This window comes from Pseudomonas sp. S36 (assembly GCF_016647875.1).
GTDB classification, from domain to species: domain Bacteria; phylum Pseudomonadota; class Gammaproteobacteria; order Pseudomonadales; family Pseudomonadaceae; genus Aquipseudomonas; species Aquipseudomonas parafulva.
In genome coordinates this window covers 38,682-64,775 of record NZ_JACVVG010000029.1, presented here as the reverse complement: position 1 = coordinate 64,775, position 26,094 = coordinate 38,682, and the positions used below count along the sequence as shown (strand labels likewise).

At 62.1% G+C, this 26,094-nt stretch carries 27 protein-coding genes; 11 read left to right on the top strand and 16 right to left on the bottom strand.

The window, feature by feature from the left end; translation table 11 throughout:
• Nucleotides 1-88: 88 nt before the first annotated feature.
• Complete coding sequence (glpK, locus tag IAE36_RS16605; RefSeq protein ID WP_060482763.1) at nt 89-1,588, bottom strand: glycerol kinase GlpK; 1,500 nt, start codon at nt 1,586-1,588, stop codon at nt 89-91.
• A gap of 45 nt (nt 1,589-1,633) precedes the next feature.
• A complete protein-coding gene (locus IAE36_RS16600) occupies nt 1,634-2,485 on the bottom strand; it encodes an MIP/aquaporin family protein (RefSeq protein WP_201213512.1) in 852 nt (283 codons plus the stop codon).
• Here IAE36_RS16600 and IAE36_RS16595 point away from each other — a divergent pair.
• The gene (locus IAE36_RS16595) at nt 2,484-2,636 is read left to right on the top strand and encodes a hypothetical protein (protein ID WP_154660062.1); all 153 of its coding nucleotides are present in this window, start codon (nt 2,484-2,486) and stop codon (nt 2,634-2,636) included. The two genes, IAE36_RS16600 and IAE36_RS16595, sit on opposite strands and share 2 nt — an antisense overlap.
• Nucleotides 2,637-2,789: 153 nt before the next feature.
• Nucleotides 2,790-3,260: a Cys-tRNA(Pro) deacylase gene (ybaK, locus tag IAE36_RS16590; protein ID WP_201164439.1), complete on the top strand. Its 471-nt coding sequence runs from the start codon at nt 2,790-2,792 to the stop codon at nt 3,258-3,260.
• 31 nt (nt 3,261-3,291) lie between these two features.
• Here ybaK and IAE36_RS16585 read toward each other — a convergent pair whose 3' ends face one another.
• Nucleotides 3,292-4,401 (bottom strand): ABC transporter ATP-binding protein, encoded by a 1,110-nt coding sequence (locus tag IAE36_RS16585; protein ID WP_201164438.1) that lies wholly within the window; start codon nt 4,399-4,401, stop codon nt 3,292-3,294.
• Entirely contained in the window at nt 4,398-5,318 is a 921-nt protein-coding gene (gene argF / locus IAE36_RS16580; RefSeq protein ID WP_201213510.1) for an ornithine carbamoyltransferase, read from the bottom strand. The genes IAE36_RS16585 and argF overlap by 4 nt, the downstream gene beginning before the upstream one ends.
• A gap of 375 nt (nt 5,319-5,693) precedes the next feature.
• On the opposite strand from argF, the gene IAE36_RS16575 reads away from it, so the two are divergent.
• Both IAE36_RS16575 and grxD read left to right on the top strand, forming a co-directional pair.
• Nucleotides 5,694-7,802: a molybdopterin oxidoreductase family protein gene (locus IAE36_RS16575; protein ID WP_201213508.1), complete on the top strand. Its 2,109-nt coding sequence runs from the start codon at nt 5,694-5,696 to the stop codon at nt 7,800-7,802.
• A gap of 83 nt (nt 7,803-7,885) precedes the next feature.
• Entirely contained in the window at nt 7,886-8,221 is a 336-nt protein-coding gene (gene grxD, locus IAE36_RS16570) for a Grx4 family monothiol glutaredoxin (RefSeq protein ID WP_028633246.1), read from the top strand.
• 56 nt (nt 8,222-8,277) lie between these two features.
• Here the strand turns inward: grxD and bfr are convergent, their stop codons facing one another.
• The gene (gene bfr / locus IAE36_RS16565) at nt 8,278-8,751 is read right to left on the bottom strand and encodes a bacterioferritin (RefSeq protein ID WP_028633245.1); all 474 of its coding nucleotides are present in this window, start codon (nt 8,749-8,751) and stop codon (nt 8,278-8,280) included.
• Between the two features lie 200 nt (nt 8,752-8,951).
• The gene (locus tag IAE36_RS16560) at nt 8,952-9,170 is read right to left on the bottom strand and encodes a bacterioferritin-associated ferredoxin (RefSeq protein ID WP_201213506.1); all 219 of its coding nucleotides are present in this window, start codon (nt 9,168-9,170) and stop codon (nt 8,952-8,954) included.
• Nucleotides 9,171-9,385: 215 nt separating this feature from the next.
• On the opposite strand from IAE36_RS16560, the gene IAE36_RS16555 reads away from it, so the two are divergent.
• Entirely contained in the window at nt 9,386-9,988 is a 603-nt protein-coding gene (locus tag IAE36_RS16555; protein ID WP_012273884.1) for a peroxiredoxin, read from the top strand.
• Nucleotides 9,989-10,096: 108 nt separating this feature from the next.
• Here IAE36_RS16555 and rnt read toward each other — a convergent pair whose 3' ends face one another.
• Together rnt and pyrC are read right to left on the bottom strand one after the other, a co-directional pair.
• The gene (gene rnt, locus IAE36_RS16550) at nt 10,097-10,702 is read right to left on the bottom strand and encodes a ribonuclease T (RefSeq protein WP_236403960.1); all 606 of its coding nucleotides are present in this window, start codon (nt 10,700-10,702) and stop codon (nt 10,097-10,099) included.
• Between the two features lie 59 nt (nt 10,703-10,761).
• Entirely contained in the window at nt 10,762-11,808 is a 1,047-nt protein-coding gene (gene pyrC / locus IAE36_RS16545; RefSeq protein WP_201164435.1) for a dihydroorotase, read from the bottom strand.
• Between the two features lie 130 nt (nt 11,809-11,938).
• Between pyrC and IAE36_RS16540 the strand changes: the two genes are divergently transcribed.
• On the top strand, nt 11,939-12,907 hold the full coding sequence (locus tag IAE36_RS16540) for a flagellar protein MotY (RefSeq protein ID WP_201213505.1): 969 nt from the start codon (nt 11,939-11,941) through the stop codon (nt 12,905-12,907).
• 129 nt (nt 12,908-13,036) lie between these two features.
• The gene (locus IAE36_RS16535) at nt 13,037-14,254 is read left to right on the top strand and encodes an argininosuccinate synthase (RefSeq protein WP_028633240.1); all 1,218 of its coding nucleotides are present in this window, start codon (nt 13,037-13,039) and stop codon (nt 14,252-14,254) included.
• 63 nt (nt 14,255-14,317) lie between these two features.
• On the opposite strand, the gene IAE36_RS16530 is transcribed toward IAE36_RS16535, so the two are convergent.
• Nucleotides 14,318-14,797, bottom strand: a complete 480-nt coding sequence (locus tag IAE36_RS16530) for a hypothetical protein (RefSeq protein ID WP_201213503.1) — start codon at nt 14,795-14,797, stop codon at nt 14,318-14,320.
• 367 nt (nt 14,798-15,164) lie between these two features.
• On the opposite strand from IAE36_RS16530, the gene IAE36_RS16525 reads away from it, so the two are divergent.
• Entirely contained in the window at nt 15,165-15,788 is a 624-nt protein-coding gene (locus IAE36_RS16525; RefSeq protein WP_060482769.1) for a response regulator transcription factor, read from the top strand.
• 41 nt (nt 15,789-15,829) lie between these two features.
• Here IAE36_RS16525 and IAE36_RS16520 read toward each other — a convergent pair whose 3' ends face one another.
• From IAE36_RS16520 to metG, 3 genes are all read right to left on the bottom strand, one after another.
• The gene (locus IAE36_RS16520; RefSeq protein ID WP_028633237.1) at nt 15,830-16,006 is read right to left on the bottom strand and encodes a PA3496 family putative envelope integrity protein; all 177 of its coding nucleotides are present in this window, start codon (nt 16,004-16,006) and stop codon (nt 15,830-15,832) included.
• 104 nt (nt 16,007-16,110) lie between these two features.
• Nucleotides 16,111-16,749: an endonuclease III gene (gene nth / locus IAE36_RS16515; RefSeq protein ID WP_201213501.1), complete on the bottom strand. Its 639-nt coding sequence runs from the start codon at nt 16,747-16,749 to the stop codon at nt 16,111-16,113.
• Between the two features lie 137 nt (nt 16,750-16,886).
• On the bottom strand, nt 16,887-18,926 hold the full coding sequence (gene metG, locus IAE36_RS16510) for a methionine--tRNA ligase (RefSeq protein ID WP_201213498.1): 2,040 nt from the start codon (nt 18,924-18,926) through the stop codon (nt 16,887-16,889).
• 158 nt (nt 18,927-19,084) lie between these two features.
• On the opposite strand from metG, the gene apbC reads away from it, so the two are divergent.
• Complete coding sequence (gene apbC, locus IAE36_RS16505) at nt 19,085-20,179, top strand: iron-sulfur cluster carrier protein ApbC (RefSeq protein ID WP_060482771.1); 1,095 nt, start codon at nt 19,085-19,087, stop codon at nt 20,177-20,179.
• A gap of 100 nt (nt 20,180-20,279) precedes the next feature.
• Here apbC and IAE36_RS16500 read toward each other — a convergent pair whose 3' ends face one another.
• Entirely contained in the window at nt 20,280-20,489 is a 210-nt protein-coding gene (locus IAE36_RS16500; RefSeq protein WP_003254922.1) for a cold-shock protein, read from the bottom strand.
• A 339-nt stretch (nt 20,490-20,828) separates the two neighbouring features.
• Here IAE36_RS16500 and dcd point away from each other — a divergent pair, with 339 nt between their 5' ends.
• The gene (gene dcd / locus IAE36_RS16495; protein WP_028633233.1) at nt 20,829-21,395 is read left to right on the top strand and encodes a dCTP deaminase; all 567 of its coding nucleotides are present in this window, start codon (nt 20,829-20,831) and stop codon (nt 21,393-21,395) included.
• A gap of 96 nt (nt 21,396-21,491) precedes the next feature.
• On the top strand, nt 21,492-21,719 hold the full coding sequence (locus tag IAE36_RS16490; protein ID WP_201213496.1) for a hypothetical protein: 228 nt from the start codon (nt 21,492-21,494) through the stop codon (nt 21,717-21,719).
• A gap of 6 nt (nt 21,720-21,725) precedes the next feature.
• Here IAE36_RS16490 and pdeM read toward each other — a convergent pair whose 3' ends face one another.
• The 3 genes from pdeM to IAE36_RS16475 all read right to left on the bottom strand — a co-directional run bounded on the left by pdeM (nt 21,726) and on the right by IAE36_RS16475 (nt 26,083).
• Nucleotides 21,726-22,379, bottom strand: a complete 654-nt coding sequence (gene pdeM / locus IAE36_RS16485; RefSeq protein ID WP_201213494.1) for a ligase-associated DNA damage response endonuclease PdeM — start codon at nt 22,377-22,379, stop codon at nt 21,726-21,728.
• Nucleotides 22,380-22,455: 76 nt separating this feature from the next.
• Complete coding sequence (locus IAE36_RS16480) at nt 22,456-24,900, bottom strand: ligase-associated DNA damage response DEXH box helicase (protein ID WP_201213493.1); 2,445 nt, start codon at nt 24,898-24,900, stop codon at nt 22,456-22,458.
• 67 nt (nt 24,901-24,967) lie between these two features.
• Nucleotides 24,968-26,083 carry a succinylglutamate desuccinylase/aspartoacylase family protein gene (locus tag IAE36_RS16475; RefSeq protein WP_201213492.1) on the bottom strand — a complete coding sequence of 372 codons (1,116 nt, stop codon included), beginning with the start codon at nt 26,081-26,083 and terminating at the stop codon, nt 24,968-24,970.
• Nucleotides 26,084-26,094 lie beyond the last annotated feature (11 nt).

Sequence of the window (26,094 nt, the reverse complement as noted above, 5' to 3'; positions counted from 1 at the left end):
GCCCCCGGGGGGCCGCGCAGTCCACTATGGGGGGGGGGGGGGGGGGGGGGGGGGGGGGGGCCCCCCCCCCCCCCCCCCAGTGCGAGAGTCAGGCGTCGTGGTCTTCCCAGTCGCGGGTGCGGTCCACGGCTTTCTGCCAGCCGGCATACAGCTTTTCTTTCTGGGCTTCGTCCAGTTGGGGGCTGAACTCGCGTTCGATGATCGCCTTGTCGCGCAACTCGTCAAGGCCGCTCCAGAAGCCACAGGCCAGGCCAGCCAGGTAGGCCGCGCCCAGGGCAGTGGTTTCACGCATTTTCGGCCGCTCCACGCAGGTGCCCAGAATGTCGGCCTGGAACTGCATGAGGAAGTTGTTGGCTACTGCGCCGCCATCCACCCGCAATTCAGACAGGCGCTTGCCGCTGTCCTGTTGCATGGCATCGAGCACGTCGCGGGTCTGGTAGGCGATGGATTCCAGCGCAGCGCGGATGATGTGGTCCACCTTGACCCCGCGGGTCAGGCCGAACAAGGCACCCCGTGCATACGGGTCCCAATAGGGTGCGCCCAGCCCGGTGAATGCCGGCACCAGGTACACGCCGTTGCTGTCCTTGACCTTGCTGGCGAAGTATTCGGTGTCCAGCGCGTCGTTGACGATCTTCAGTTCATCACGCAGCCATTGCACGGTGGAGCCACCATTGAACACTGCACCCTCAAGTGCGTAAGCCACCTCGCCGCGGGGGCCGCAGGCGATGGTGGTGAGCAGGCCGTGGGATGACTTGACCGCCTGGTCACCAGTGTTCATCAGCAGGAAACACCCGGTGCCGTAGGTGTTCTTGGCCTGGCCCGGCTCCACGCACATTTGCCCGAACAGCGCCGATTGCTGGTCACCGGCAATGCCGGCGATGGCGATACCGCTCTTGGTGTGGCCGTACACCTGCGACGACGGTTTGACCTGCGGCAGCATCTGGGCGGGGATACCCAGGATTTGCAGCAGTTTCTCGTCCCACTGCAGGGTATGGATGTTGAACATCAGCGTGCGCGAGGCGTTGGTGTAGTCGGTGACATGCACCTTGCCACCGGAGAATTTCCAGATCAGCCAGGTATCGATGGTGCCGAACAACAGCTCACCGCGCTCGGCCCGCTCCCGCACGCCTTCGACGTTATCCAGGATCCATTTCAGCTTTGTGCCGGAGAAGTATGGGTCTGTGACCAGGCCGGTGGTGTCACGGATGTAGGCTTCGTGGCCGTCGCGCTTGAGCTGGGCACAGATCTCGGTGCTGCGCCGGCACTGCCAGACAATGGCATTGTAGACCGGGCGCCCGGTTTCCTTGTCCCATACCACGGTGGTCTCACGCTGGTTGGTGATACCCAGTGCGGCCACCTGGGCATGGCTGATGCCTGCCTGGGCCAAGGCTTCGACCATGGTCGCGCTCTGGGTGGCGAAGATTTCCATCGGGTCGTGTTCCACCCAGCCCGCTTGCGGGTAATGCTGGGCGAACTCGCGCTGTGAGGTACCTACCACGTTCGCATCGCGGTCGAAGATGATGGCGCGCGAACTGGTGGTGCCCTGGTCCAGGGCGATGATGTAGTGCTTGTCCTGGGTATCTGTCATGGTCTTAGGCCTTGCAAAAATAGGGGGCTGGGCTGGAAGCCGCCATCAATTGACTTGGGTGTCGCCTTGGCGATCATCGCCCGTGCGGGTGTTGGCAGCAGGTATCTCCGGCAGGTGGCGGGCAATCAGCCCGCGATACGCCGCAGCACCCAGGCAGGCACCGATGATAGGCCCGAATACCGGCACCAGGAAGTAAGGCACATCACGGCCGCCGGTAAAGGCGATTTCGCCCCAGCCTGCGAGGAAGGTCATCACCTTGGGCCCCAGGTCCCGGGCCGGGTTCATGGCAAAGCCGGTCAGGGGGCCCATGGCGCTGCCAATCACGGCGATCAGCAGCCCGATCAGCAGCGGCGCCATGGCGCCACGGGGCAGGCCGTTGTTGTCATCGGTCAGTGCCATGATCACGGCCATCAGGATGGCTGTGATGATCACTTCGACCAACAGCGCCTGGCCGGTGGACAGCGCCGGGTGCGGGTAGGTGGAGAACACTGCGGCCAGCTCCAGGCTGGCTTCGCTACCGCGCAGCATCGCGTGCGCCTGTTCGAAATCGAAGAACAGGGCGCTGTACAAGGTGTATACCAACGCAGCGCCGCAAAAGGCGCCGCACACCTGGGCCAGCATGTAGAAGGGCAGCTTGCGTTTGTCGAAGCCTGCGAAAAGGGCAAGGGCGATGCTCACGGCCGGGTTCAGGTGCGCACCTGATATGCCGGCGGTAAGGTAGATACTCATGCTGACGCCTACGCCCCAGATGATGCTGATTTCCCACAGCCCGAAGCTGGCGCCCGCCACCTTGAGCGCGGCAACGCAGCCGGTACCGAAAAAGATCAGCAACGCAGTGCCGAGAAACTCGGCCAGGCATTGGCTGGGCAGTGTGGGTTGGCCTTGAGCAATTGTCATGTATGACCTCATTGTTTTTGTTGTGAGTCGCGTGGCGCTCGACAGCAAAAGCCCGGCGCCTATCCCCATCGACCCCGGGCACCTCTATGAAATGCACCGTAAAAGTGCACCATTTATTCAGAAACGAAAAAATATAGACAAGAAACGCTGATGTCAAAGGTCGAAAGTGAACGGTCAGTCACGTTTTGGGCAGTTAATCCGGGCGCGACTGCGCGAGCTAGAGCGGCGCCATTGCGCCGTGCTGGCTGGGATGTGGGAATTGTCCTAAAGTAGCCGCCGATTCGTCTTACACCGGAGCCCCTGCATGACACCTGCCCTGGACCTGTTGAAGAAGCACCGCGCCGAGCACCGTGTGCACAGTTACGAACACGACCCCAAATCGGCGTCATACGGGCTGGAGGCTGCAGAAAAGCTGGGGCTGGACCCGCAACAGGTGTTCAAGACCTTGCTGGCCAGTAGCGAGAAGGGCGAGTTGCTGGTCGCGGTAGTGCCGGTGGTGGGTTCACTGGACCTCAAGGCCCTGGCGCATGCTGCCGGGGTGAAGAAGTGCGAAATGGCAGACCCTGCCCAGGCGCAACGGGCTACAGGCTACCTGGTGGGGGGGATCAGCCCGCTGGGGCAGAAAAAGCGGCTGCGCACTTTTATCGACGACTCATCGCAGAATTTTGCCAGCATCCATGTCAGTGCCGGGCGCAGGGGGCTGGAAGTGGAATTGGCGGCAGCGGTGCTGGCCGAATATACCCAAGGCACATTTGCGCCGATCGGCAGGGGGTAGAGAGGCCGCCAGGCGACCTCCTGCAGCGTCCTCAGTGCGCGGAGCTGTGACGGCGCACGCCGCTGTGCTGCTGCAACGCCTGTGCTGCCACGCTGCCGGGGACAGCGAACAGCACCAGGTGATCGGCTTTGACTGCAATGCCTACGTCCGCCCCAAGCTGATGATCGACATGGCTCGGGAAGATTGCCTCCAGTTGGCTGCCGGTGGGCAGTTGCAGGCGATACAAGGTGGAGGCCCCCAGGAAACTCTTGCCCACGATGCTGGCCCGCAACAGGCTGTCGGGTGCGTGCACGATATCATCGGGGCGTAGCAGCACATCCACCGAGCTGCCCGAGGTCATGGTATAGGCACGGTTGCCACGCAGCTCACCCAGTTCAGTACTGACCGCTTCGTGGCTGATCATCTGCCCGCGAATGAAGTACCCCTGGCCGATGAAGCTGGCCACGAAAGGGGTCTGCGGTTCGTGGTAAAGGTTGTAGGGGGTGTCCCACTGCTCAAGCCGGCCTTCCTTGAACACGCCCACCTGGTCGCTGACCGCAAAGGCCTCTTCCTGGTCATGGGTGACCAGGATGGCGCTGGTGCCACGGCTTTTGAGGATGTCCCGCACCTCATGGCTCAGGCGCCTGCGCAGCTCCACATCCAGGTTGGAGAACGGCTCGTCGAGCAACAGCAACTGAGGTTCAGGTGCCAGCGCCCGGGCCAGGGCTACACGTTGCTGCTGGCCGCCAGACAGCTCGTGCGGGTATCGCCCGCCCAGGCCGCCGAGCTTGACCAGCTCCAGCATTTCTTCGATCACCGCCGCCTGGCGGGGATGCTTGGCAATGCCGAAGGCAATGTTCTGCGCCACGGTCAGGTGCGGAAACAGGGCGTAGTCCTGAAACACCATGCCAATACGGCGCTTTTCCGGCGCCAAGGTGAAGCCGGCCCGGGAGATGACCTCGCCTGCAAGCTGGATTTCACCGTCATGCACCGGTTCGAAACCTGCGATGGCGCGCAGGGTGGTGGTTTTGCCGCAACCGGACGCACCCAGCAGGCAACCGATGTCGCCGGCATTGAGGTGCAGGTTGAGGTTCTGGACGATGCGCTGATCGCCATAGCCGCAGGCGAGGTTGCGCAGGTTGAGCAGTAGAGGTTGACTCATGCGTGGTGGTAAGCCGGTTCGACAAGGAATTCGAGAAGGGCCTTCTGTGCATGCAGGCGGTTTTCAGCCTGGTCCCAGGCGACCGAACGTGGGTCGTCAAGCAGGTCATGGCTGATTTCCTCGCCACGGTGGGCGGGCAGGCAATGCATGAACAGGGCGTCGGGTGCCGCCAGGTCAAGCATTTGCCGCGTGACCTGGTAGGGCGCGAAATGCGCCAGGCGACGAGCAGTTTCCTCTTCCTGGCCCATGGAAGTCCAGACATCTGTGGTCACCAGGTGAGCACCCTGCACGGCCAGCAGTGGGTCGCGCACGAGCTGCACGTGGTCGCCGCCGATGGCCATGAAACGCGGATCGGGTTCGTAACCTTCGGGGCAGGCGATGCGCAGCTGGAAGCCGAACTGGCGCGCCGCTTCGATGTAGGAGTTGCACATGTTGAAGCCGTCACCGATCCAGGCAACCGTCTTGCCCTGGATGGGCCCACGGTGCTCCAGGAAGGTCTGCATGTCGGCCAGCAACTGGCATGGGTGGGATTCGTCCGACAGCGCATTGATGACCGGCACGCGGGACTTGGCGGCGAACTCGGTGAGCGTGCTGTGGGCGTGGGTGCGTATCATCACCACGTCGAGCATGCTCGACAACACGATGGCACTGTCGCCAATGGGCTCGCCACGGCCCAGTTGCGTGTCACGCGGGGACAGGAAGATCGCCTGGCCGCCGAGCTGGATCATGCCGGCCTCGAACGAGACCCGGGTGCGGGTGGAGGACTTTTCGAAGATCATCCCCAGCACGCGGTTTTTCAGGGGCTCGAACAGCACGCCTCGCTTGCGCAGGTCCTTCAGCTCGATGCCGCGGCGGATCACCCCGAGCAATTCGTCGGTGGTGAAGTCCAGCAGGGAGAGAAAGTGCCTAGCGCTCATGATTGACTACCTTATCTGCAACAGTATGCAGGCCCACCGTGTGGTTTTTTTTAACAACGGGAGTGACCTGCGGCGTAAGCCGCACGGGGCGGACGAAATGGGGAAAGGCGCAATACTATAATTAAATGTCGCCTGAAACCAAGGGGGGAAACAGCGGCCACCTGCACAGGGTGTTGCAAAGGGTGTCGGCGTTGCCCCTGTAGCTGTTTTTTATTTGCTACAGGGGTTTTGTACACGGCTTGCTGGCGATTTGGCAAACCACTGTCGTGAATCGTGCGCCTGATGTCGCTGGATTCACGCCACGAAGCACGCTGGCCCGGGCGGCGACGCGGCGCCATAGTCTTGGCTTCTTCCCTGACCCAGGCAAAAGCGGCCATGAACAAGACCCTGCACCACCGTGCCTGCCACCTGTGCGAAGCCATTTGCGGCTTGAGCATCGAATTGAGCCACGGCGCTGATGGCACGGCGCAGATCAGTTCGATCAAGGGCGACCCGCTGGACCCCTTCAGCCGCGGCCACATATGCCCCAAGGCGGTGGCCTTGCAGGACATCCAGAACGACCCCGATCGGCTGCGCCAGCCGCACCGCAGGGTTGGGCAACAGTGGCAGGCGATCAGCTGGGATGAAGCCTTCGCCCTGGCAGCCGAGCGCCTCTGGGCGGTGCAACAGGCTCACGGGCGCAATGCCGTGGCGGTGTATCAGGGCAATCCGAGCGTGCATAACTATGGCTTGATGACCCACAGCAACTACTTTCTTGGCCTGCTCAAAACCCGTAACCGGTTTTCTGCCACCTCGGTAGATCAATTGCCCCAGCACCTGGTCAGCCACCTGATGTACGGCCACGGGCTGCTGCTGCCGGTTCCCGACATCGACCATACCGACTTCATGCTGATTCTCGGTGGCAACCCGCTGGCCTCCAACGGCAGCATCATGACCGTGCCCGATGTGGAAAAGCGCTTCAAGGCCCTGCGCGCACGGGGAGGGCGCCTGGTGGTGGTGGACCCGCGGCGCAGTGAAACGGCGGCGATAGCCGACACCCATCTGTTCATTCGCCCCGGCGGCGACGCCGCGCTGTTGTGCGGCCTGCTCAACACCCTGTTCGAAGAAGGCCTGGCCAGAGGCACGCACCTGCCTGTGAGCGGCGTGCCGGCCGTGCAGGCGGCGATAGCCCCTATGACGGCCGAGGCCATGAGCCCGCTTTGTGGCATCCCTGCAGCAGGCATCCGCCAGCTCGCACGTGACTTCGCGGCTGCCGACAAGGCCGTTTGCTATGGCCGCATGGGCGTGTCCACCCAAGTGTTCGGCACGCTCTGCCATTGGCTGGTGCAACTGATCAACCTGGTCACCGGTAACCTCGACCGCCCAGGCGGCGCATTGTGCACCGAGCCTGCCGTCGACCTGGTGGCGGCCACCTCGGGTGGTCACTTCAATGCCTGGCAAAGCCGGGTGTCGGGGTTGCCCGAATATGGCGGCGAGTTGCCGGTTGCCGCCCTGGCCGAGGAAATGCTCACGCCGGGTGAGGGGCAGGTGCGCGCACTGGTGACGGTGGCCGGCAACCCGGTACTGTCCACGCCCAACGGTCGGCAACTGGACGGCGCATTGGCGGGGCTGGAGTTCATGCTCAGCATCGACCTGTACATCAACGAAACCACGCGCCATGCCGACCTGATCCTGCCGTCGACGTCGGCGCTGGAAAACGACCATTACGACAGTACCTTCAACTTGCTGGCCGTGCGCAACGTCACCCGTTTCAACCGCGCCATTCTGCCCAAGCCCGAAGGGGCGCTGCACGACTGGGAGATCTTCGTGGGCCTTGCGCAGGCATTTGCCGCGCGTGCACAGCAGCCGCTGAAACCCACCGCGCCGCCCGCGCACATGATCGACCTGGCGTTGCGCAGTGGCCGCTATGGCCATGACACCCCCTGGAAGCTGTCACTGGAGGTGTTGGACTCCCACCCTCATGGCCTCGACCTCGGCCCGCTGCAGCGCAACCTGGGCGCGCGCCTGGCGACGGCCGAAAACACCGTCCAGGCGGCACCCCAGGTGTTGCTACAGGACTTGCAGCGCCTGGCCCTGCAGGCCCTTCCGGCGCCAGGCCAACTGCTGCTGATCGGCCGTCGGCATGTGCGCAGCAACAATTCGTGGATGCACAACTACCACAGGCTGGTCAAAGGCAAGCCACGGCACCAGTTGCTGATGCACCCTGATGACATGCAGCACAGGTGCTTGCAGGATGGCCAGCGGGTACGGGTAAGTTCTCGCACCGGCACGGTGGAAGTTGAGGTGCAGGGCTGCCAGAACATGATGCCCGGTGTGGTCAGCCTGCCCCACGGTTATGGTCATGGGTTGAAGGGTGTGCACATGCAGGTAGCCGAGCGCCAGCCAGGTGCCAGCGCCAACGACCTGACCGACGAACGCCTGCGTGACCCGGTATCGGGCAACGCAGCGCTCAATGGCGTCCCCGTGCAGGTAGAGGCCGCCTGAGGGCACGAGCATGCCGCTCGGCTTTCCGTTACAATGCCTCACCGTGCCGACGACGACGTCGCAAAGTTAAGCCGAGGTGCTACATGGATATCATCGAAACGATCAAAGAGCAGATTGCCAACAACACCATTCTGCTTTACATGAAGGGCTCGCCGAATGCACCGCAATGCGGTTTTTCTGCGCGTGCTTCCCAGGCGGTCATGGGTTGCGGCGAGAAGTTCGCCTACGTCGACATCCTGCAGAACCCGGAAATCCGCGCCAACCTGCCTAAATATGCCAACTGGCCAACCTTCCCCCAGCTCTGGGTAGGTGGCGAGCTGGTTGGCGGCAGCGACATCGTGCTGGAAATGTTCGAAAACGGTGAGCTGCAGACGCTCATCAAGGATGCCGCCGCCAAGGCCAAGGCTGCCGAAGCCTGATAGGCAGCGCGCCACAAAAAAACCCGCCAATGGCGGGTTTTTTTATGGCGTTGGGATCATTCCTCGCCCATCTGCGACTGCAGGTAGTTCTCGATGCCGATCTTGTCGATGAGGCTCAGCTGTGTTTCCAGCCAGTCGATGTGCTCTTCCTCGGATTCGAGGATGTCTTCGAGCATGTCACGCGACCCGAAGTCCCCGGCCGTTTCGCAGTGGGCGATGGCGGCTTTCAGGTCCAGCAGGCCTTTCTGCTCGATCTTCAGGTCGCATTCGAGCATTTCCTTGGTGTGCTCGCCGATCAGCAACTTGCCCAGGTCCTGAACGTTGGGAATGCCTTCGAGGAACAGAATACGCTTGATCAGTTTGTCAGCGTGCTTCATCTCGTCGATGGATTCTTTGTACTCGTGCTTGCCGAGTTTGTTCAGGCCCCAGTCTTCATACATGCGGGCATGCAGGAAGTACTGGTTGATGGCGACCAGCTCGTTTCCGAGGATCTTGTTGAGATGCTGGATGACGCTGATGTCGCCTTTCATGGGTGTTCCTGCCCTGTCGAAGTGTGCCAATACTGCGAAGTTTGAGCTGGATGCCCGAGCCTGTCAAACCTAAGTTATTGAATAATAAATGAAAATTAATAGGAATAAGAATGTTTGTGAACCGCGTTGGAGCCCTAACTTATTGAATTATGAGCATAAAAAAACCGGACACGAGGTCCGGTTTCGGGAAACGGGGGTATTCAGGCAGTGGTAAATTCCACGGGGTAGGGCAGCGCCGCCTGGCTGACCTGGAGGTCGGTCAGCGTTTCGCGCACCACCTGCTTGGCCAGGCACGCACATTTGCCACATTGGCTGGCGACATTGGTCGTGGCACGGACTTCCTTGTAGCTGCAGCATCCTTCATAGATCGCATCGCGGATCTGTCCGTCGGTGACGCCGACACAAAGACACACATACATAAGGGCTGACCATCGCTGGCGGGATCGATGGGGTGGAGCTTAATGTGAATGAGAATGCTTGTCAAAGTGGTTTCAGAAGGCATTTACCGAAGGCGACCGACGGTCGCTCATCACCGGAGTCGGCCTGTCATGAGAAGCCGTGTATGATGGTCAACCTTTGCTGGATGTCGGGCAGGGCCCGGCAACAGGTTATTCACCCTCATCAGGAGATTACAATGAGCGTACTCGTTGGCAAGAAAGCCCCCGATTTCACTGTACCGGCCGTGCTGGGCAATGGCGAGATCGTCGACAGCTTCAACCTGGCCTCGGCCATCAAGGGCAAGTACGGCCTGGTGTTCTTCTACCCGCTGGACTTCACCTTTGTCTGCCCGTCCGAGCTGATCGCGCTGGACAACCGCATCCCAGACTTCCAGGCCCGCAACGTGGAAGTGATCGGCGTCTCGATCGACTCGCACTTCACCCACAATGCCTGGCGTAACACCCCGGTCAACAATGGCGGTATCGGCCAGGTGAAGTACACCCTGGCTGCCGACATGACCCACGAAATCTGCAAGGCCTACGACGTTGAGTCCGAAGGCGGCGTGGCGTTCCGTGGCGCGTTCCTGATCGACACCAACGGTGTGGTTCGCTCGCAGATCATCAACGACCTGCCGCTGGGCCGTAACATGGACGAGCTGCTGCGTCTGGTCGATGCCCTGCAGTTCCACGAAGAGCACGGCGAAGTCTGCCCTGCCAACTGGAAAAAAGGCGACAAGGGCATGAACGCTTCGCCAGAAGGCGTTGCTGCCTACCTGAGCGAGAACGCCGGCAAGCTGTAATGCCAGCCATTTGCCCAAGAGCTTGAACCTGCCCTGGGGGCATAAAAAAACCGATGCTCGCGAACGGGCATCGGTTTTTTTTTGCCGCAGGGTCGGCGGTACTGGGGATCAACCCTGGCGCCAGCCGCCCATGTCCTTCCAGCGGTTGACGATGCCGCAGAACAGTTCGGCAGTTTTCTCCGTGTCGTAGCGGGCCGAGTGGGCCTCGCGACCGTCGAAATCGATGTCGGCGCTTTGGCAGGCACGGGCCAGCACCGTTTGACCGTAGGCCAGGCCCGCCAGTGTGGCGGTATCGAAGCTGGAGAAGGGGTGGAACGGGTTGCGCTTGAGGTCGTTGCGCGCTACTGCAGCGTTAAGGAAGCCCAGGTCGAAGCTGCTGTTGTGGCCGACCAGAATGGCACGCTTGCAACCGTTGGCCTTCAGCGCCTTGCGGATGCCGCGGAAGATGTCGGTGAGTGCCGCTTCTTCGCTGACCGCCATGCGCAATGGGTGGTCCAGCTTGATACCGGTGAACTCGAGGGCCGCTGCCTCGATGTTGGCACCCTCAAACGGTTCCACGCGGTGGAAGTAGGTGTGCTCCGGGAACAGGAAGCCTTTTTCATCCATGCCGATGGTGACGGCTGCAATTTCCAGCAGGGCGTCGGTGGCGCTGTTGAAGCCGCCTGTTTCCACATCCACCACCACGGGCAGGTAACCGCGGAAGCGCTCGGCCATGGGGTGGCGTGAGCCCGTGTTGCCCTGGGTGTCCAGGTCGTCTTCGTACAGGTCTTCGCTCACGCGCGTTCCTCCAGCAGGCGCCAGCGCAGCTTTTCTCCAGCGCGCAGCGGAATCACGGTCTGCTCGCCAAACGGCAGGCTGTCAGGGGCGGTCCATTCGTCACGCACCAGGGTGATGGTGTCGGTGTTCGCCGGCAGGCCATAGAACGCCGGGCCATGAAGGCTGGCAAAGCCTTCCAGCTTGTCCAGTGCGTTGCGCTGCTCGAACGCCTCGGCATACAGCTCGATGGCGGCATAAGCGGTGTAGCAGCCAGCACAACCGCAGGCGGCTTCCTTGGCGTGGCGGGCATGGGGCGCCGAGTCGGTACCCAGGAAGAACTTTGGGTTGCCGCTGGTTGCAGCATCCAGCAACGCCACCTGGTGGGTGTTGCGCTTGAGGATGGGCAGGCAGTAGAAGTGCGGGCGGATACCGCCAACCAGCATGTGGTTGCGGTTGTACAGCAAATGCTGCGCGGTGATGGTGGCGCCGACGTTGGCCGAGGCCTCGGTGACGAACTGGGCGGCATCCGCGGTGGTGATGTGCTCGAACACGACCTTCAAGGTAGGGAAGCGCTCGACCAGACGGCGCATGTGCTCGTCGATGAAACGCTTCTCGCGGTCGAACACGTCAATTTCGCTGCGGGTGACTTCACCGTGCACCAGCAGCGGCATGCCGACTTCTGCCAGCGCCTCGATGGCCGGGAAGATGTTGTCGATGCTGGTCACGCCCGAATCGGAGTTGGTGGTGGCGCCTGCCGGGTACAGCTTGGCCGCATGCACGAAGCCGCTGGCCTTGGCGGCCCGGATGTCCTCGGGGCTGGTGCGGTCGGTGAGGTACAGCACCATCAAAGGCTCGAACCGGCTGCCGGCCGGCCGCGCCGCCAGGATGCGTTCACGGTAGGCTTGGGCTTCAGCGGCATTGCGCACCGGTGGTACCAGGTTGGGCATGATGATGGCGCGGGCGAAGGTACGCGCCACATCACCAACGGTGTGGGGCAAGACGGCACCATCACGCAGATGGATGTGCCAGTCGTCGGGGCGCAGGAGGGTCAGGCGATCGGACATTGAGGATTCCAGGCGGGTCGAACTCAAGGCGCAATGCTACCGGAAAACCCCCGGGCGAGCACGGGTATCAAGTTTTCCGCGTGCTGTCCGATAGCCTGAAAGTAAGTTGTCGAACTCTGTGGAGCCACCTGTGCGCCAGCGTTACCTAGCCCTGTTCACCTTGTGCGCCAGCCTGCCGGCCGGCGCGCTGACATTCCAGACGCGCATGGAGAATATCGCCTGGAAGGTCGAAGGTGACCTGTTCGAATGCCGGCTCATCCAGCCCATCGAGGGTTTCGGCAGTGGCGAGTTCGTGCGCCGTGCCGGCGAACAACCGGTCTTCCAGTTGCGCTCGGACAGCAACGCATTGGGCGCCGGCGGCGCCAGCCTGCTGGCAGCGGCGGCGCCGTGGCAGCCCGGGCGGGGTGACATCAACCTGGGCAATGTGCGGCTGGCGCGCACGGGGCTGTTGTTCAGCTCGTCCCAAGGCCAGGCCAGCCGCTTGATAAACGGCCTGCTGGACGGACGCAGCACCGTGGTGCGCAACTTTACCGGCGAGGGCGGCAGGCCGATGGAGGTGCGCGTGTTACCGGTCAGTTTCGCCAAGGCCTATGGCGATTACCAGGTGTGTGCGGCCAAGCTGCTGCCGGTCAATTACGACCAGGTGCGCCAGACCCAGGTCGGCTTCCCAGGCGGGGGTATCGACCTGGACCAGAACGCCAAGGCGCGCCTGGACGTGATCCTGGACTATATGAAGGCCGACCCCACGGTCAACCAGGTGGAACTCAATGGCCACTCGGACAACAGCGGCAACCGCCTGACCAACCGCGACCTGTCGCGCCGTCGTGCCTTGGCCGTGGCAGATTACCTGATTGCTCACGGCGTGCCGGAGGAACACATCACGGTGCGCTTCCACGGCGAACGTTATCCGCTGGCGAAGAACTCCACGGCCGCGAACCGAGCACGCAATCGACGCGTCAGTATTGAACTGGAGCGCGTTGCCGTGGCAGAAAAGCCGGCTGAGAAACCCGCGCAGCAGGCGGCACCTGCCGTGGCACCTGCTGCGACGGGCGCTGGCGCTGCAGCACCGGCCCAGGCACCGGCTGCCAAGGCACCCTGAGGCCTGAAACTCCGTCGCGCCGCCATAATTTCTTGTCGCTTTGTCGTCAGAAGCTGTCGCGCCACTGTAAATCCGCACGCAACGCCGTTAGAATCGGGCCTTTTCCGTACAACCCCGTGGAGTGATGGCATGGCGGACGTAAAAAAGGTCGTACTGGCGTATTCCGGCGGCCTTGATACTTCGGTGATTCTCAAGTGGCTGCAAGATACCTACAACTGCGAAGTGGTGACCTTCACCGCTGACCTGGGGCAGGGCGAAGAGGTCGAGCCGGCGCGCGCCAAAGCTCAGGCGATGGGCGTCAAGGAGATCTACATCGACGACCTGCGCGAAGAATTCGTTCGCGACTTCGTGTTCCCGATGTTCCGTGCCAACACCGTCTACGAGGGTGAGTACCTGCTGGGTACTTCCATCGCCCGTCCGCTGATCGCCAAGCGCCTGATCGAGATCGCCAACGAAACCGGCGCCGATGCCATTTCCCACGGTGCTACTGGCAAAGGCAACGACCAGGTTCGCTTCGAACTGGGTGCCTATGCTCTCAAGCCAGGCGTGAAGGTGATTGCGCCATGGCGTGAGTGGGACCTGCTGTCCCGCGAGAAGCTGATGGACTACGCCGAAAAGCACGGCATCCCGATCGAGCGCCATGGCAAGAAGAAGTCGCCTTACTCGATGGACGCCAACCTGCTGCACATTTCCTATGAGGGCGGTGTGCTGGAAGACACCTGGACCGAGCACGAAGAAGACATGTGGCGTTGGAGCGTGTCCCCGGAAAGTGCCCCAGACCAGGCGACTTACATCGAACTCACCTACCGCAACGGTGACATCGTCGCCATCGACGGTGTAGAGAAAACCCCTGCGACCGTGCTGGCCGACCTCAACCGCATCGGCGGCGCCAACGGTATCGGCCGTCTGGATATCGTCGAGAACCGTTATGTGGGCATGAAGTCGCGCGGCTGCTACGAGACCCCTGGCGGCACCATCATGCTCAAGGCACACCGTGCCATCGAGTCGATCACCTTGGACCGTGAAGTGGCTCACCTCAAGGATGAGCTGATGCCCAAGTACGCCAGCCTGATCTACACCGGCTACTGGTGGAGCCCAGAGCGCCTGATGCTGCAGAAAATGATCGATGCTTCGCAGGTGAACGTGAATGGCGTGGTTCGCCTGAAGCTGTACAAGGGCAACGTGACCGTGGTTGGCCGCAAATCGGACGACTCGCTGTTCGATGCCAACATCGCAACGTTTGAAGAAGACGGGGGCGCCTACAACCAGGAGGACGCTGCCGGCTTCATCAAGCTCAATGCGCTGCGCATGCGCATTGCGGCGAACAAAGGTCGCTCGATGCTCTAAGCGTCAACGGCTGCCTGAAGAACCCTCGCCCTGTGCGGGGGTTTTTTATGCGTGAAAGCGCGCTCAGCTCGCCACAGCGGGGCTCGGCGTGTTCATCGGGCTGATGGAAAGGCGAATGCGTTGGCATGTTTGCAGGTTGCAGAATTGCCAGGTGCGTGCCGGTTCCGCGGGCTCGGCCAACGTGAGCAGCAGTTGCTTTTCGAGTAATTGGCAGGCATCTGGCCCGGAAAACATGAAGGTCACCTGCTCGGCGTTTATCGGTTCATTGTTCAATGCTGCCGTTTTTGAATCCGTATCGCGTGTGGGTGCCCCATCAGCCGAGGCCGCCCGGGGAAGGGCGGGGCTGTAGAACGACTTGTAATTGAAGTTCAGCGTCAAGAAGAACAATGCCGTTAGAAAAAACGGGAAGCCGACCAGGAACCACGTGTAGAGCTTCTGGCTGGCCTCGCTCAAGAACGGCAATGTGGCGAGCGCGGAGGCTTCGATAATGCCGGCGAAGATGGCGATGATGGTCAGCGGGGCAACTGGTTGTACTTGTGGCATGGGGCCGTCTCCTGCGGAGTGGACCCATGATTACCCTACACGGCTGCTCACGTAGAAGCCTGCACTGTTTCCCCGGCTGGGAAATATCCCCTGATTTGCCCGATGAACCTCATTTTCGGCTTTATAGTTTCCACTATCGCCCAAGCTATTGTTACTTATTCCAATCGTATCGAGTGGGTGGCGCTGTTACGCTTACTTGCAGGTCTAGATAATAGTCTTGTTACAACTATAATTATTAGTTGTAGGAAATTTCTGTAAGTGCTGTAAGGCCCTTCTGTTCATCTATTTCCAAGATAAAACCCCGCGCCATCCTTACTTCTGTCGGTTATCGTGGCGCACTAACGCAACAGCAATGAATGGATATCGCATGAACAAAGTGCTTATCGTGGACGATCATCCGGTGATACGTCTGGCCGTACGCATGCTGATGGAGCGACATGGGTATGACGTAGTCGCAGAGACCGACAACGGGGTGGCGGCCCTGCAGCTCACCCGGCAGCATCTCCCGGACATCGTGGTACTGGACATTGGTATCCCCAAGCTCGATGGCCTTGAGGTAATCGCGCGCATGGCCAGCTCCAGCCCGGGCAGCAAGGTGCTGGTGCTGACCTCCCAGGCGCCGGGTAACTTCTCCATGCGCTGCATGCAGGCGGGGGCGGCAGGCTATGTGTGCAAGCAGCAGGAACTCACCGAGTTGCTCAGCGCCATCAAGGCTGTACTGTCGGGCTACAGCTATTTCCCCAACCAGGCACTGCATGCCTCGCGTGGCAGGGGCGGAGGTAGCGAAACAGAGATGGTCAACCGCCTCTCGGCGCGTGAGATGACGGTGTTGCAGCAACTGGCAAGGGGGCGGTCCAACAAGGAAATAGCCGACAGCATGTACCTGAGCAACAAAACGGTCAGTACCTACAAGTCTCGGCTGCTGCTCAAGCTCAATGCACGTTCCCTGGTGGACCTTATCGAACTGGCGCAGCGGCAGGGGCTGAACTGATCCTCATGGGTAAAGCCTCCTGCAGGGAGGCTTTGCCAAGGCTAGAAGTCGTAGTCGAAATCAGCCAACTGCTTCTGCAGGCGGCGTTCCTCAAGCAGGTTATCGATGGTGCGACGTTTGCTCAGGTTGGTCTTTGCCGGTTCCACTTGAGGCTCTGCATCCTCCTCAGTGGCAACAAAATCATCTTCGATCGACAGGTCGTCTTTGTCGGTACTCATGCGTCGCTCCAAGCCAAGGGGCCGATGGCCGACCTTATAACCAGAAAGCGCACGCTGGTAAAAAAGATTTTTTCAATCGGGACGGGCTGTTTTCAGCTATCGGTTCAATCGTCACTGGTTTTGTGCTTGTATTCGCACAAGTCCTCGATACGGCAGCTTCCACAGCGCGGCTTGCGGGCCTGGCATACGTAACGCCCGTGCAGGATCAACCAGTGGTGGGCGTCGAGCAGGTAGTCCTTGGGCACGAACTTGACCAGTTTCTTTTCCACTTCCAGTACGGTCTTGCCCGGTGCGATGCCGGTGCGGTTGCTGACCCGGAAGATGTGGGTGTCCACGGCCATCGTCGGCTGGCGGAAGGCCGTGTTGAGTACCACGTTGGCCGTCTTGCGCCCGACACCGGGCAGGGCCTCCAGGGCTTCGCGGGTTTCTGGCACCTGGCCGCCATGACGCTCGATCAACAGGCGGCACGCCTCGATCACATTCTTGGCCTTGCTGTTGTACAGGCCGATGGTCTTGATGTACTGGCTAAGGCCTTCTACGCCGAGGGCATGGATGGCCTCGGGAGTGTTGGCTACTGGAAACAGGCGGGCGGTGGCCTTGTTAACCCCCACGTCGGTGGACTGGGCCGACAGGGTTACCGCGACCAGCAGTTCGAACGGCGTGGTGTAGGCGAGCTCGGTCTTGGGGTCGGGGTTGTCTTCGTGCAGCCGGCGGAAGATTTCCAGGCGTTTGGCGGCATTCATGGTGTCGAGGTGTTCCTGGAAGGCGTTGATGGGCAGACGAGCCAGGCATCAGCCAAGTAATGCGTGAGGGCGGCCGGCGCCCCTGGCCACTGCCCGCTGTTCGAGAGTGGGGCCGCATCAGCGGCCCCGGTCGACAGTTACTTGATGCGCTGGCCTGGCTTGGCGCCGCTGTCGGGGCTCAGCAGGTAGATCTCTTCACCGCCAGGGCCGGCAGCCATGACCATGCCTTCAGACACCCCAAAGCGCATTTTGCGGGGTTTGAGGTTGGCCACCATCATGGTCAGGCGGCCTTCAAGCTTGGACGGGTCTGGGTAGGCCGACTTGATACCCGAGAACACGTTGCGGCGTTCGTCGCCGATATCTAGGGTCAGTTGCAGCAGCTTGTCGGCGCCGGCAACTGCCTCGGCTTTGACGATCAGCGCCACGCGCAGGTCGACGGCGGCAAAGGTATCGAATTCGATCTCGTCGGCCAACGGGTCCTTGGCCAGTTCGCCATTACCGACCGTAACCTTGGCCTCGGCGGCCAGCAGGTCTTCCTTGCTGGCTGCGACCATGGCTTCGACCTTGGCAGGTTCGATGCGGCTCATCAACGCCTTGAACGGGTTCAGCGTGTGGTTCTCCAGGCGCGTGGCATGGTCGCCCCAGGCCAGAGGTGGCACGTTGAGGAAAGCCTCGGCGTCCGCCGCCAGCACCGGCAGTACCGGTTTCAGGAAAATCACCAGCTGGCGGAACAGGTTCACGCCCTGGGCGCAAATGGCCTGCACTTCGTCCTGCTTGCCTTCCTGCTTGGCCAGCGACCAGGGGGCCTTGTCGGCGATCCAGGCGTTGGCGCGGTCGGCCAGGGCCATGATTTCGCGCATGGCGCGGCCGAAGTCGCGGCCCTCGTAGGCTTCGGCGATGGAAGGGGCTGCCGCCAGGAAGGCCTGCGTGAGCTCGGGCGCCGCATCACCGGCCACCATCACACCGCCGTTGCCTTTGTGAATGAACCCGGCGCAGCGGCTGGCGATGTTGACCACCTTGCCCACCAGGTCGGAGTTCACCTTCTGCACGAAGTCTTCGAGGTTGAGGTCCAGGTCGTCGACGCCACGGCCCAGCTTGGCTGCGTAGTAGTAGCGCAGGTACTCGGGCTGCAGGTGATCGAGGTAGGTACGGGCCTTGATGAAGGTACCGCGCGACTTGGACATCTTGGCGCCGTTGACGGTGAGGTAGCCGTGCACGTTCACTGCCGTGGGCTTGCGCAGGCCGGCACCCTCAAGCATGGCGGGCCAGAACAGGGCGTGGAAGTTGACGATGTCCTTGCCGATGAAGTGGTACAGCTCGGCCTTGGAGCCTTGGCTCCAGAACGCGTCGAAATCCAGCTCCGGGCGGCGGGCGCACAGGTTCTTGAAGCTGGCCATGTAACCGATCGGTGCGTCCAGCCACACGTAGAAGTACTTGCCTGGCTCCCCTGGGATCTCGAAGCCGAAATACGGCGCGTCACGGGAGATATCCCACTCCTGCAAGCCTGCATCCAGCCACTCGGCCAGTTTGTTGGCGACGGCGTCCTGCAGTGTGCCGCTGCGGGTCCACTGCTGCAGCATGGCCTGGAAATCAGGCAGCTTGAAGAAGAAATGCTGGGAATCGCGCAGCACCGGGGTGGCCCCGGAAATAGCAGATTTCGGGTCTTTCAGTTCGGTAGGCGCATAGGTAGCGCCACACTTTTCACAGTTGTCGCCGTACTGGTCCTCGGCCGCACATTTGGGGCAGGTGCCCTTGATGAAGCGGTCGGCCAGGAACATGCCTTTTTCTGGGTCGAAGTACTGGGTCACCGAACGGGTGGCAATGTGACCGGCTTCGCGCAGGCGGGTGTAGATCATGCTCGACAGCTCGCGATTCTCTTCGCTGTGGGTCGAGTGGAAGTTGTCGAAATCCACCAGGAAGTCGGCAAAATCGGCGCTGTGCTCGGCCTGCACATTGGCGATCAACTGCTCCGGGGTGATGCCTTCCTTTTCGGCACGCAGCATGATTGCCGAGCCGTGGGCATCGTCAGCGCAGACGTAGATGCACTGGTTGCCGCGCATTTTCTGGAAGCGAACCCACATGTCTGTCTGGATGTACTCGAGCATATGGCCAAGGTGGATCGATCCATTGGCATAGGGCAAGGCGCTGGTGACGAGAATCTGACGTGGCTCGGACATGGTGGCTCGGCTACTTTCCTGGCGACGGGGTGAAAATGAGGATGATCGGCCACTATAAAGGGCTGGCGAAGATATTTCACCCCGCGCACGCATCTGTTGACGATTGACGGGTTAGGATAGGCGCCTGTTTTACATTCAGTTTGCCAATGGGAGTGTTCATGAGTGCCGTCACCCGCGCCGCCGTCGAAGGCGTGCTTCGCCAGTACACCGACCCCTACCTCAACCAGGACCCGGTCAGCGCCGGCTGTGTGCGTGCCATCGAGATCGACGGCGGGCAGGTCAACGTACAGTTGCAACTGGGCTACGCCGCCGGGCTGTTCAAGCAGGGCTGGGCTCAGGTGCTGCAGACCGCCATCGGCAACCTTGAGGGGGTTGCCGGCGCCCAGGTTGCCATCGATTGCGTGATCGCCCCGCACAAGGGCCAGGCCCAGGTGCCAGCGATGGCCAACGTCAAGAACATCATTGCCGTTGCGTCGGGCAAGGGGGGGGTTGGCAAGTCCACCACAGCGGCCAACCTGGCCTTGGCGCTGGCCCGCGAAGGCGCGCGCGTGGGTATTCTGGATGCCGATATCTACGGCCCCAGCCAGGGTGTGATGTTCGGCATCGCCGAGGGTACCCGCCCGCAGATTCGCGAGCAGAAGTGGTTCGTGCCGATCAAGGCCCATGGCGTCGAAGTGATGTCCATGGCCTTCCTGACCGATGACAACACGCCCATGGTGTGGCGTGGCCCGATGGTATCGGGCGCGCTGTTGCAACTGGTCACGCAGACCGCCTGGGACGACCTGGACTACTTGGTCATCGACATGCCACCGGGCACGGGCGACATTCAGCTGACGCTGGCGCAGAAGGTGCCGGTGGCAGGTTCGGTGATCGTCACCACCCCGCAGGACCTGGCACTGCTGGATGCGCGTAAAGGTGTGGAGATGTTCCGCAAGGTCAACATCCCGGTGTTGGGTGTGGTCGAGAACATGGCTGTGCACATCTGCTCGAACTGTGGCCATGCCGAGCACCTGTTCGGTGAGGGCGGCGGTGAAAAACTGGCAGCCCAGTACGGCGTCGACCTGCTGGCTTCGTTGCCCTTGTCGATGCTGATTCGCGAGCAGGCTGACAACGGCAAGCCGACGGCGATTGCAGAGCCGGACAGCCAGATCGCCATGATCTACCAGGAACTGGCCCGGCAGGTGGGTGCGCGCATCGTGCTGCGTGAAGCCACAGCCCCTGCCATGCCGAGCATCACCGTTAGCGACGACTGAGCCACCTGCGCCGCGCCAGCGGCGCCACACCCTCAAATGCCAGGCATGAAAAAACCCGCCATGAGGCGGGTTTTTTTGAAAGCCGGGAAGCTAGATCGACTTAGGCGATCTGAACTTCTTCAGCCTGCATGCCTTTCTGGCCGCGGGTAGCGACGAAAGTAACAGCCTGGCCTTCTTTCAGGGTTTTGAAGCCGTCAGCTTGGATGGCTTTGAAGTGCACGAACAGGTCGTCGCCCGACTGAGGGGTGATGAAGCCGTAGCCTTTCTCATCGTTGAACCACTTGACAACACCGGATTGACGGTTGGACATTTTTCTGTCTCCTTGGACAATTTAATTACGGTCAGGAAAAACCCTGCCCGGGACTGAGCGCAAAGAGAGCAGAAAATTCAGCGATGGGCCGATCAGGATCGTGCATCAAACTAGAGATTCTCGGTGTCACGTGCAGCACAGTGGCGCCACCTTACCCCACTTTCTGCAACCTGCCAATGGTCAGAAGCGGCTTTACCCAAATTCAGATCGGTGGCAGCTGCAAGCCCCGGCCTGCGTGGATTGCAGCCCTGATACGGATGAAACTTTGAAGACCGGGCCAGGACCGGTAAGATGCGCGTCTGTATTTTTACCTTGCACCTTCTTTCAGGACAGCCCGCCATGAGCATCAAATCGGACAAGTGGATTCGCCGCATGGCGCAGGAACACGGCATGATCGAGCCGTTCGTCGAACGCCAGGTCCGCGGTGAGCAAGACAGCCGGGTCATCTCCTTCGGCGTGTCCAGCTACGGCTACGACGTTCGCTGCGCCGACGAATTCAAGGTGTTCACCAACATCAACTCGGCCACCGTCGACCCCAAGAATTTCGATGAGGGCAGCTTCGTCGACATCAAGAGCGACGTGTGCATCATCCCCCCCAACTCGTTCGCCCTGGCCCGCACCGTGGAGTACTTCCGCATCCCCCGCGACGTGCTGACCATCTGCCTGGGCAAGAGCACCTACGCCCGGTGCGGCATCATCGTCAACGTGACGCCGCTCGAACCCGAGTGGGAAGGCCACGTGACCCTGGAGTTCTCCAACACCACCACGCTGCCGGCGAAGATCTACGCCAACGAAGGCGTGGCCCAGATGCTGTTCCTGCAGTCGGACGAAGAGTGCGAAGTGTCCTACAAAGACCGCGGCGGCAAGTACCAGGGCCAGCGCGGTGTGACCCTGCCGCGCACCTGACCCGACCGGCGCGGGGAATTTCACGCGCCTTTGGCACTCCAACCTGTAACCGTGCCGGTATGCATGACGCTTATCGGCTGATGTCAGGAGGTGCCAATGAAACTCCATCCCACCATCAGTGCAAAGCTGGCAGGCCTGCAGCCCAATCACATCGGATTGCTGTCGTGGTCGCTGCTGGCTCAGCCCTTGCCCATGCATGCGGGGGGCGTGCCGGGTCAGCCCGACCCGGATACACCACAGCCGGGTCAGCCTGGCGATACGCCGCCGATGGAACCCGGCGAGCCAACCTTGCCGGATGAGCCGCCACCCGCCCCCGTAGCCTGACGGCTGCTACAGCGGCCACACGCGCCCTGCGCCAGCCAGATAAATGCGGCTGGCCTGGGTGGGCTCAATTTCCCAGCCGCCGGTGAACTCGCCGAAGGCCGGCAGCAGGCACACGTTGTTGTCGATCACGAAACAGGGCAGGCGCAGGCGCTGACGCGCTTTGCCACGCAGTACGAATGCGGGGTGCACGTGGCCTGCCAGCACGGTATGCGTAGGGTGCGCTTCGGGCTCGTGTTGCAGCGCAAAGGGCCCCATTATCCAAGGCTCATCAACCACATCGATCCCCAGTGAAACGGGTGGGTCCCCAGCATGGCGGTCGTGGTTGCCGCGGATCAGCACGATGCTTAGCTGTGGAAGGCGTTCTCGCCACGCCTGCACCAGCGCCAGCGTGGCAGGCGCGCGCGCCGTACGCGCATGTAGAAAGTCCCCTAGCACGATGAGCAGCTCGCATTCATGCTCAGCCAGCAAGGTATCGAGCCTGGCCAGGGTGGCCTGGGTGGTGCCCCGTGGCACGGGTTGGTGCAGGGCGCGATAACTGGCGGCCTTGCCGATATGCACGTCGGCTACCAACAGCGCCCGGCGGGCGGGCCAGTAAATCGCCTTGTCCGGCAGCAACCAAAGTTTCTGGCCGCACAACTCGATTGCGCAATGGGTGGTCATGGCCGCCCCCTTGGCCGCTGGCCCGTGCACGTTACAGACCGTAGAACCCGACACCGCGTGGTATTCGTCAATTGCCTCAACCTGCTGCACTCTCCAGTTCGGCGACCATCCGCGCGATGCGGTCCGCCAGCTTTTCGGTAGAAAGGGTTTCGCGCATGCCTTCCACCAGCAACGCGAAGGCCAGCGGCCCGGTGCGTTCCAGTACCTGCAGGTCCAGCTTCAGGCCTGCCATCTTCAACAACTGCCGATGCAGCCGCTCGATTTCCAGTTCCTCATTGAGCACCTCGTCACGCGCTTGCCCCAGCAGCAGGTTGCCCGCGTCGTGCTTGCGAAATACTTCGTAAAACAACCCACTGGAGGCCTGTATCTGGCGCATGCTCTTCTGCGCTGCTGGGTACCCGCCGAAGACCAGCCCAGAGATCTGGGCAATTTCGCGGAAGCGGCGCAGCGCCATTTCGCCGGCATTGAGGCTGGCCAGTACGTCATCCAGCAGATGCTCCGGGCTGAGCGCGCGGGGCAGGTAGGTTGCCCAGTCCACCTGGCCGGGGCTGAGCAGTTCGAAGCCATAGTCATTCACGGCGATGGACACCGACAAGGGCTGCTCACGGCTCACGCGCCAGGCGATCAGGTTGGCCAGCCCCATGTTGGCCATGCGACCGGCGAACGGGTACATGAACAGGTGCCAGCCCTGGCGGGATTTGAACGTCTCGGCCAGCAGCGTTGTACACGTCGGCAATGACGACCAATGGGCTTGCAGCGCCAGCAATGGCCGTACTGCGCGCATCTCTGGGCCGTCGTAGCGGCCATGGGCGGCGGCATCCAGCTGTTGCACCAGTGCGTCGGCCAGCTCGCTCGAAAGCGGCATGCGCCCGCCATTCCAGCGTGCCACTGCAGCCTTGCGCGCCGTGCTGCGCCGTACATACGCTGTCATGTTCTCGACGCGCACCAGTTCCAGCACGCGCCCGGCGAACACGAAGGTGTCACCTGGCCGCAAGCGTGCAATGAAGGCTTCCTCGACGCTGCCCAGCCCCTTGCCACCGCCGCCTTTGCTCCAGTATTTGAGGTGCAGGCTGGCATCGCTGACGATGGTGCCGATACTCATGCGATGGCGACGCGCCAGCCGTTCGCTGGCAACCTTGTACACACCGTCTGGCTGTGCTTCGACCCGCTGATAATCGGGGTAGGCCGTGAGCGAGCTGCCGCCATGGCAGACGAAGTCCAGTGCCCACTGCCACTGGCTGTCACGCAGTTCGGCAAACGCCCAGGTACTGCGTACTTCCGCCAACAGTGCCTGGGCATCGAAGCCACTGCCCAGGGCCATGCTGACCAAATGCTGCACCAGAACGTCCATGCACAACCGCGGCGAACGGCGGGCTTCGATATGGCCTTCGGCCAATGCCTGGCGAGCGGCGGCAGCTTCGACCAGCTCCAGGCTATGGGTGGGCACCAGGGTAATCCGTGAACGGCGCCCTGGCGCATGCCCCGAGCGCCCGGCCCGTTGCATGAGACGGGCAATGCCTTTGGCCGAGCCGATTTGCAGCACCCGCTCGACCGGCAGAAAATCCACCCCCAGGTCCAGGCTGGACGTGCAGATCACCGCTTTCAGGCCACCCTGCTTGAGGCTGCGTTCTACCCAGTCGCGGGTTTCACGGGCCATGCTGGCGTGGTGCAGGGCGATCAGGCCGGCCCAGTCGGGGCGCAATTCGAGCAGGGCCTGGTACCAGATTTCGGCCTGTGCACGGGTATTGGTGAACACCAGGCAACTGCTGCTGGTGTCGATCTCCTCGGCCACTTGGCCGAGCATCTTCAGGCCCATGTGCCCGGCCCACGGAAAGCGCTCGATCGAGGCGGGCAGCAGGGTATCGACCAGCAAGGCCTTGTCCTGGCGCCCGCGTACCAGCTGCCCACCCTGGGGCAGCAGCACATCCAGCGCGTGCTGCAGGTTGCCCAGGGTGGCCGACAGCCCCCAGGTGGGCAGCCCAGGGTGCCAGTGACGCAGGCGCGCCAAGGCCAGTTGCAACTGCACACCGCGCTTGTTGCCCAGCAGCTCATGCCATTCGTCCACCACCACCATGCGCAGGGTGGCGAAGTCGGCACTGGCCTGCGCGCGGGTCAGCAGCAATGTCAGGCTCTCGGGGGTGGTCACCAGCACACTGGGCATCCGCCGGGCTTGTCGGGCGCGCTCGGCACTGCCGGTGTCGCCGCTGCGCACGCCTACGCTCCAAGGCAGGCCCATTTCATCCAGGGGCGCCTGCAGGGCGCGGGCGGTGTCTGCCGCCAGGGCCCGCATGGGGGTGACCCAGATCACCTGCAGCGGCGCAGCATGGCGCCCCTGGCCCTGGGCTTTGAACGCCCGCAGTGCGGCCAGCCACACGGCGTACGTCTTGCCCGCGCCCGTGTTGGCATGGAGCAGCCCCGACTCGCCCCGCTCGACGGCGGCCCAGACCCGCCGCTGGAACGCGAACGGCTTCCAGCCGCGTTGGGCAAACCAGGCGTTGGCAAGATCGGTAGTGGCGGGCATCGTACAGGTGGCCCCTCGAAGGCTGTGCTTCTACAGACCACCCGCAAGCTGCATTGGTTTTACCCGGTCAGTTACCCAGCAGGTAGCCGCTGCGGCATACCTGCTCACCGGCCACATGGGCGATGACCATACCGGCGGTAGCCATGCGCCGAGTGCTGCGCGCATACATCAGCCCCGGCTGGGTATTACGCAGCGCGGTTACCCGGTCGCTGAGCGGGTCGATCACCTCGGCAATCAACTGGCCAGCTGCCAGGTAATCGCCAGGTTTGGCGTGGTACACCAGCAACCCGCCCAGTGCAGCGGTAACTGGCTCCACCGCTGCCAGCGGCGTGGCAGGCCTGGGCAGGGCAGGCAGGGCGGGAGCGGCCCCTTCGATCACGGCTGCATGGGTGAGGTAGTTAAGGATCGCCTGGGCATCCTGACGCGCCAGGTCGTGGCTGACGTCGGCCTGGCCGCGCAGCTCTACGGTCACTGCGCAACACCCCAGCGCGATTGGGAAGCGCTTGCCGAAGCGTTGCTGCAGTTGCCACCACACCAGGCTGAAGCACTCGTCGAACGACTGCCCGCCCGAGTCGGTGGCCAGCAAGCTGGCCTGGGTGCCCAGGTAGCGGGCCAGCGGCTCAATCTGCGGCCAGGCATCCGGCGTGGTGTACAGGTGTTCGACTGCTTCAAAATCGCAGTGCAAGTCTATGACCAGCTCGGCATCGCAGGCTAGGCGCTGCAGGATAAGCCGCTGGGCCTGCAGAGGCGTACGCGCGGGGTGAGCGTCCAGGCCACGGCGCAGGTACTCGCGTATCAGTGCAGTGTTGTGCGCCGGGTCCTGGTTCAGGTGCGCTTCGATCTGGTCACCGATGCTGTCGGACAGGTCGACGAAATTGCGGTTGAAGTTCTGCCCGCTCTGCAGCTCGAAGCGCCCCAAGGGTGCGTCCAGCAGCACCTGTTCGAGGCCTACCGGGTTGGCCACCGGAACAAGGATGATTTCGCACTGCAGGCGGCCTTGCTGTTCCAGTTCCACCAGGCGCTGCTTGAGGTGCCACGCTACCAGCATGCCGGGTAATTCATCGGCGTGCAGCGAGGCCTGGATATACACTTTGCGCCCACCGCGGGGGCCGAAATGGAAGCTGTGGATCTGGCGAGTGATACCCGGAACGGGTGAGAGCAAGTCGTGGGTAGAGTGGTGCATGTTGGTCCTGA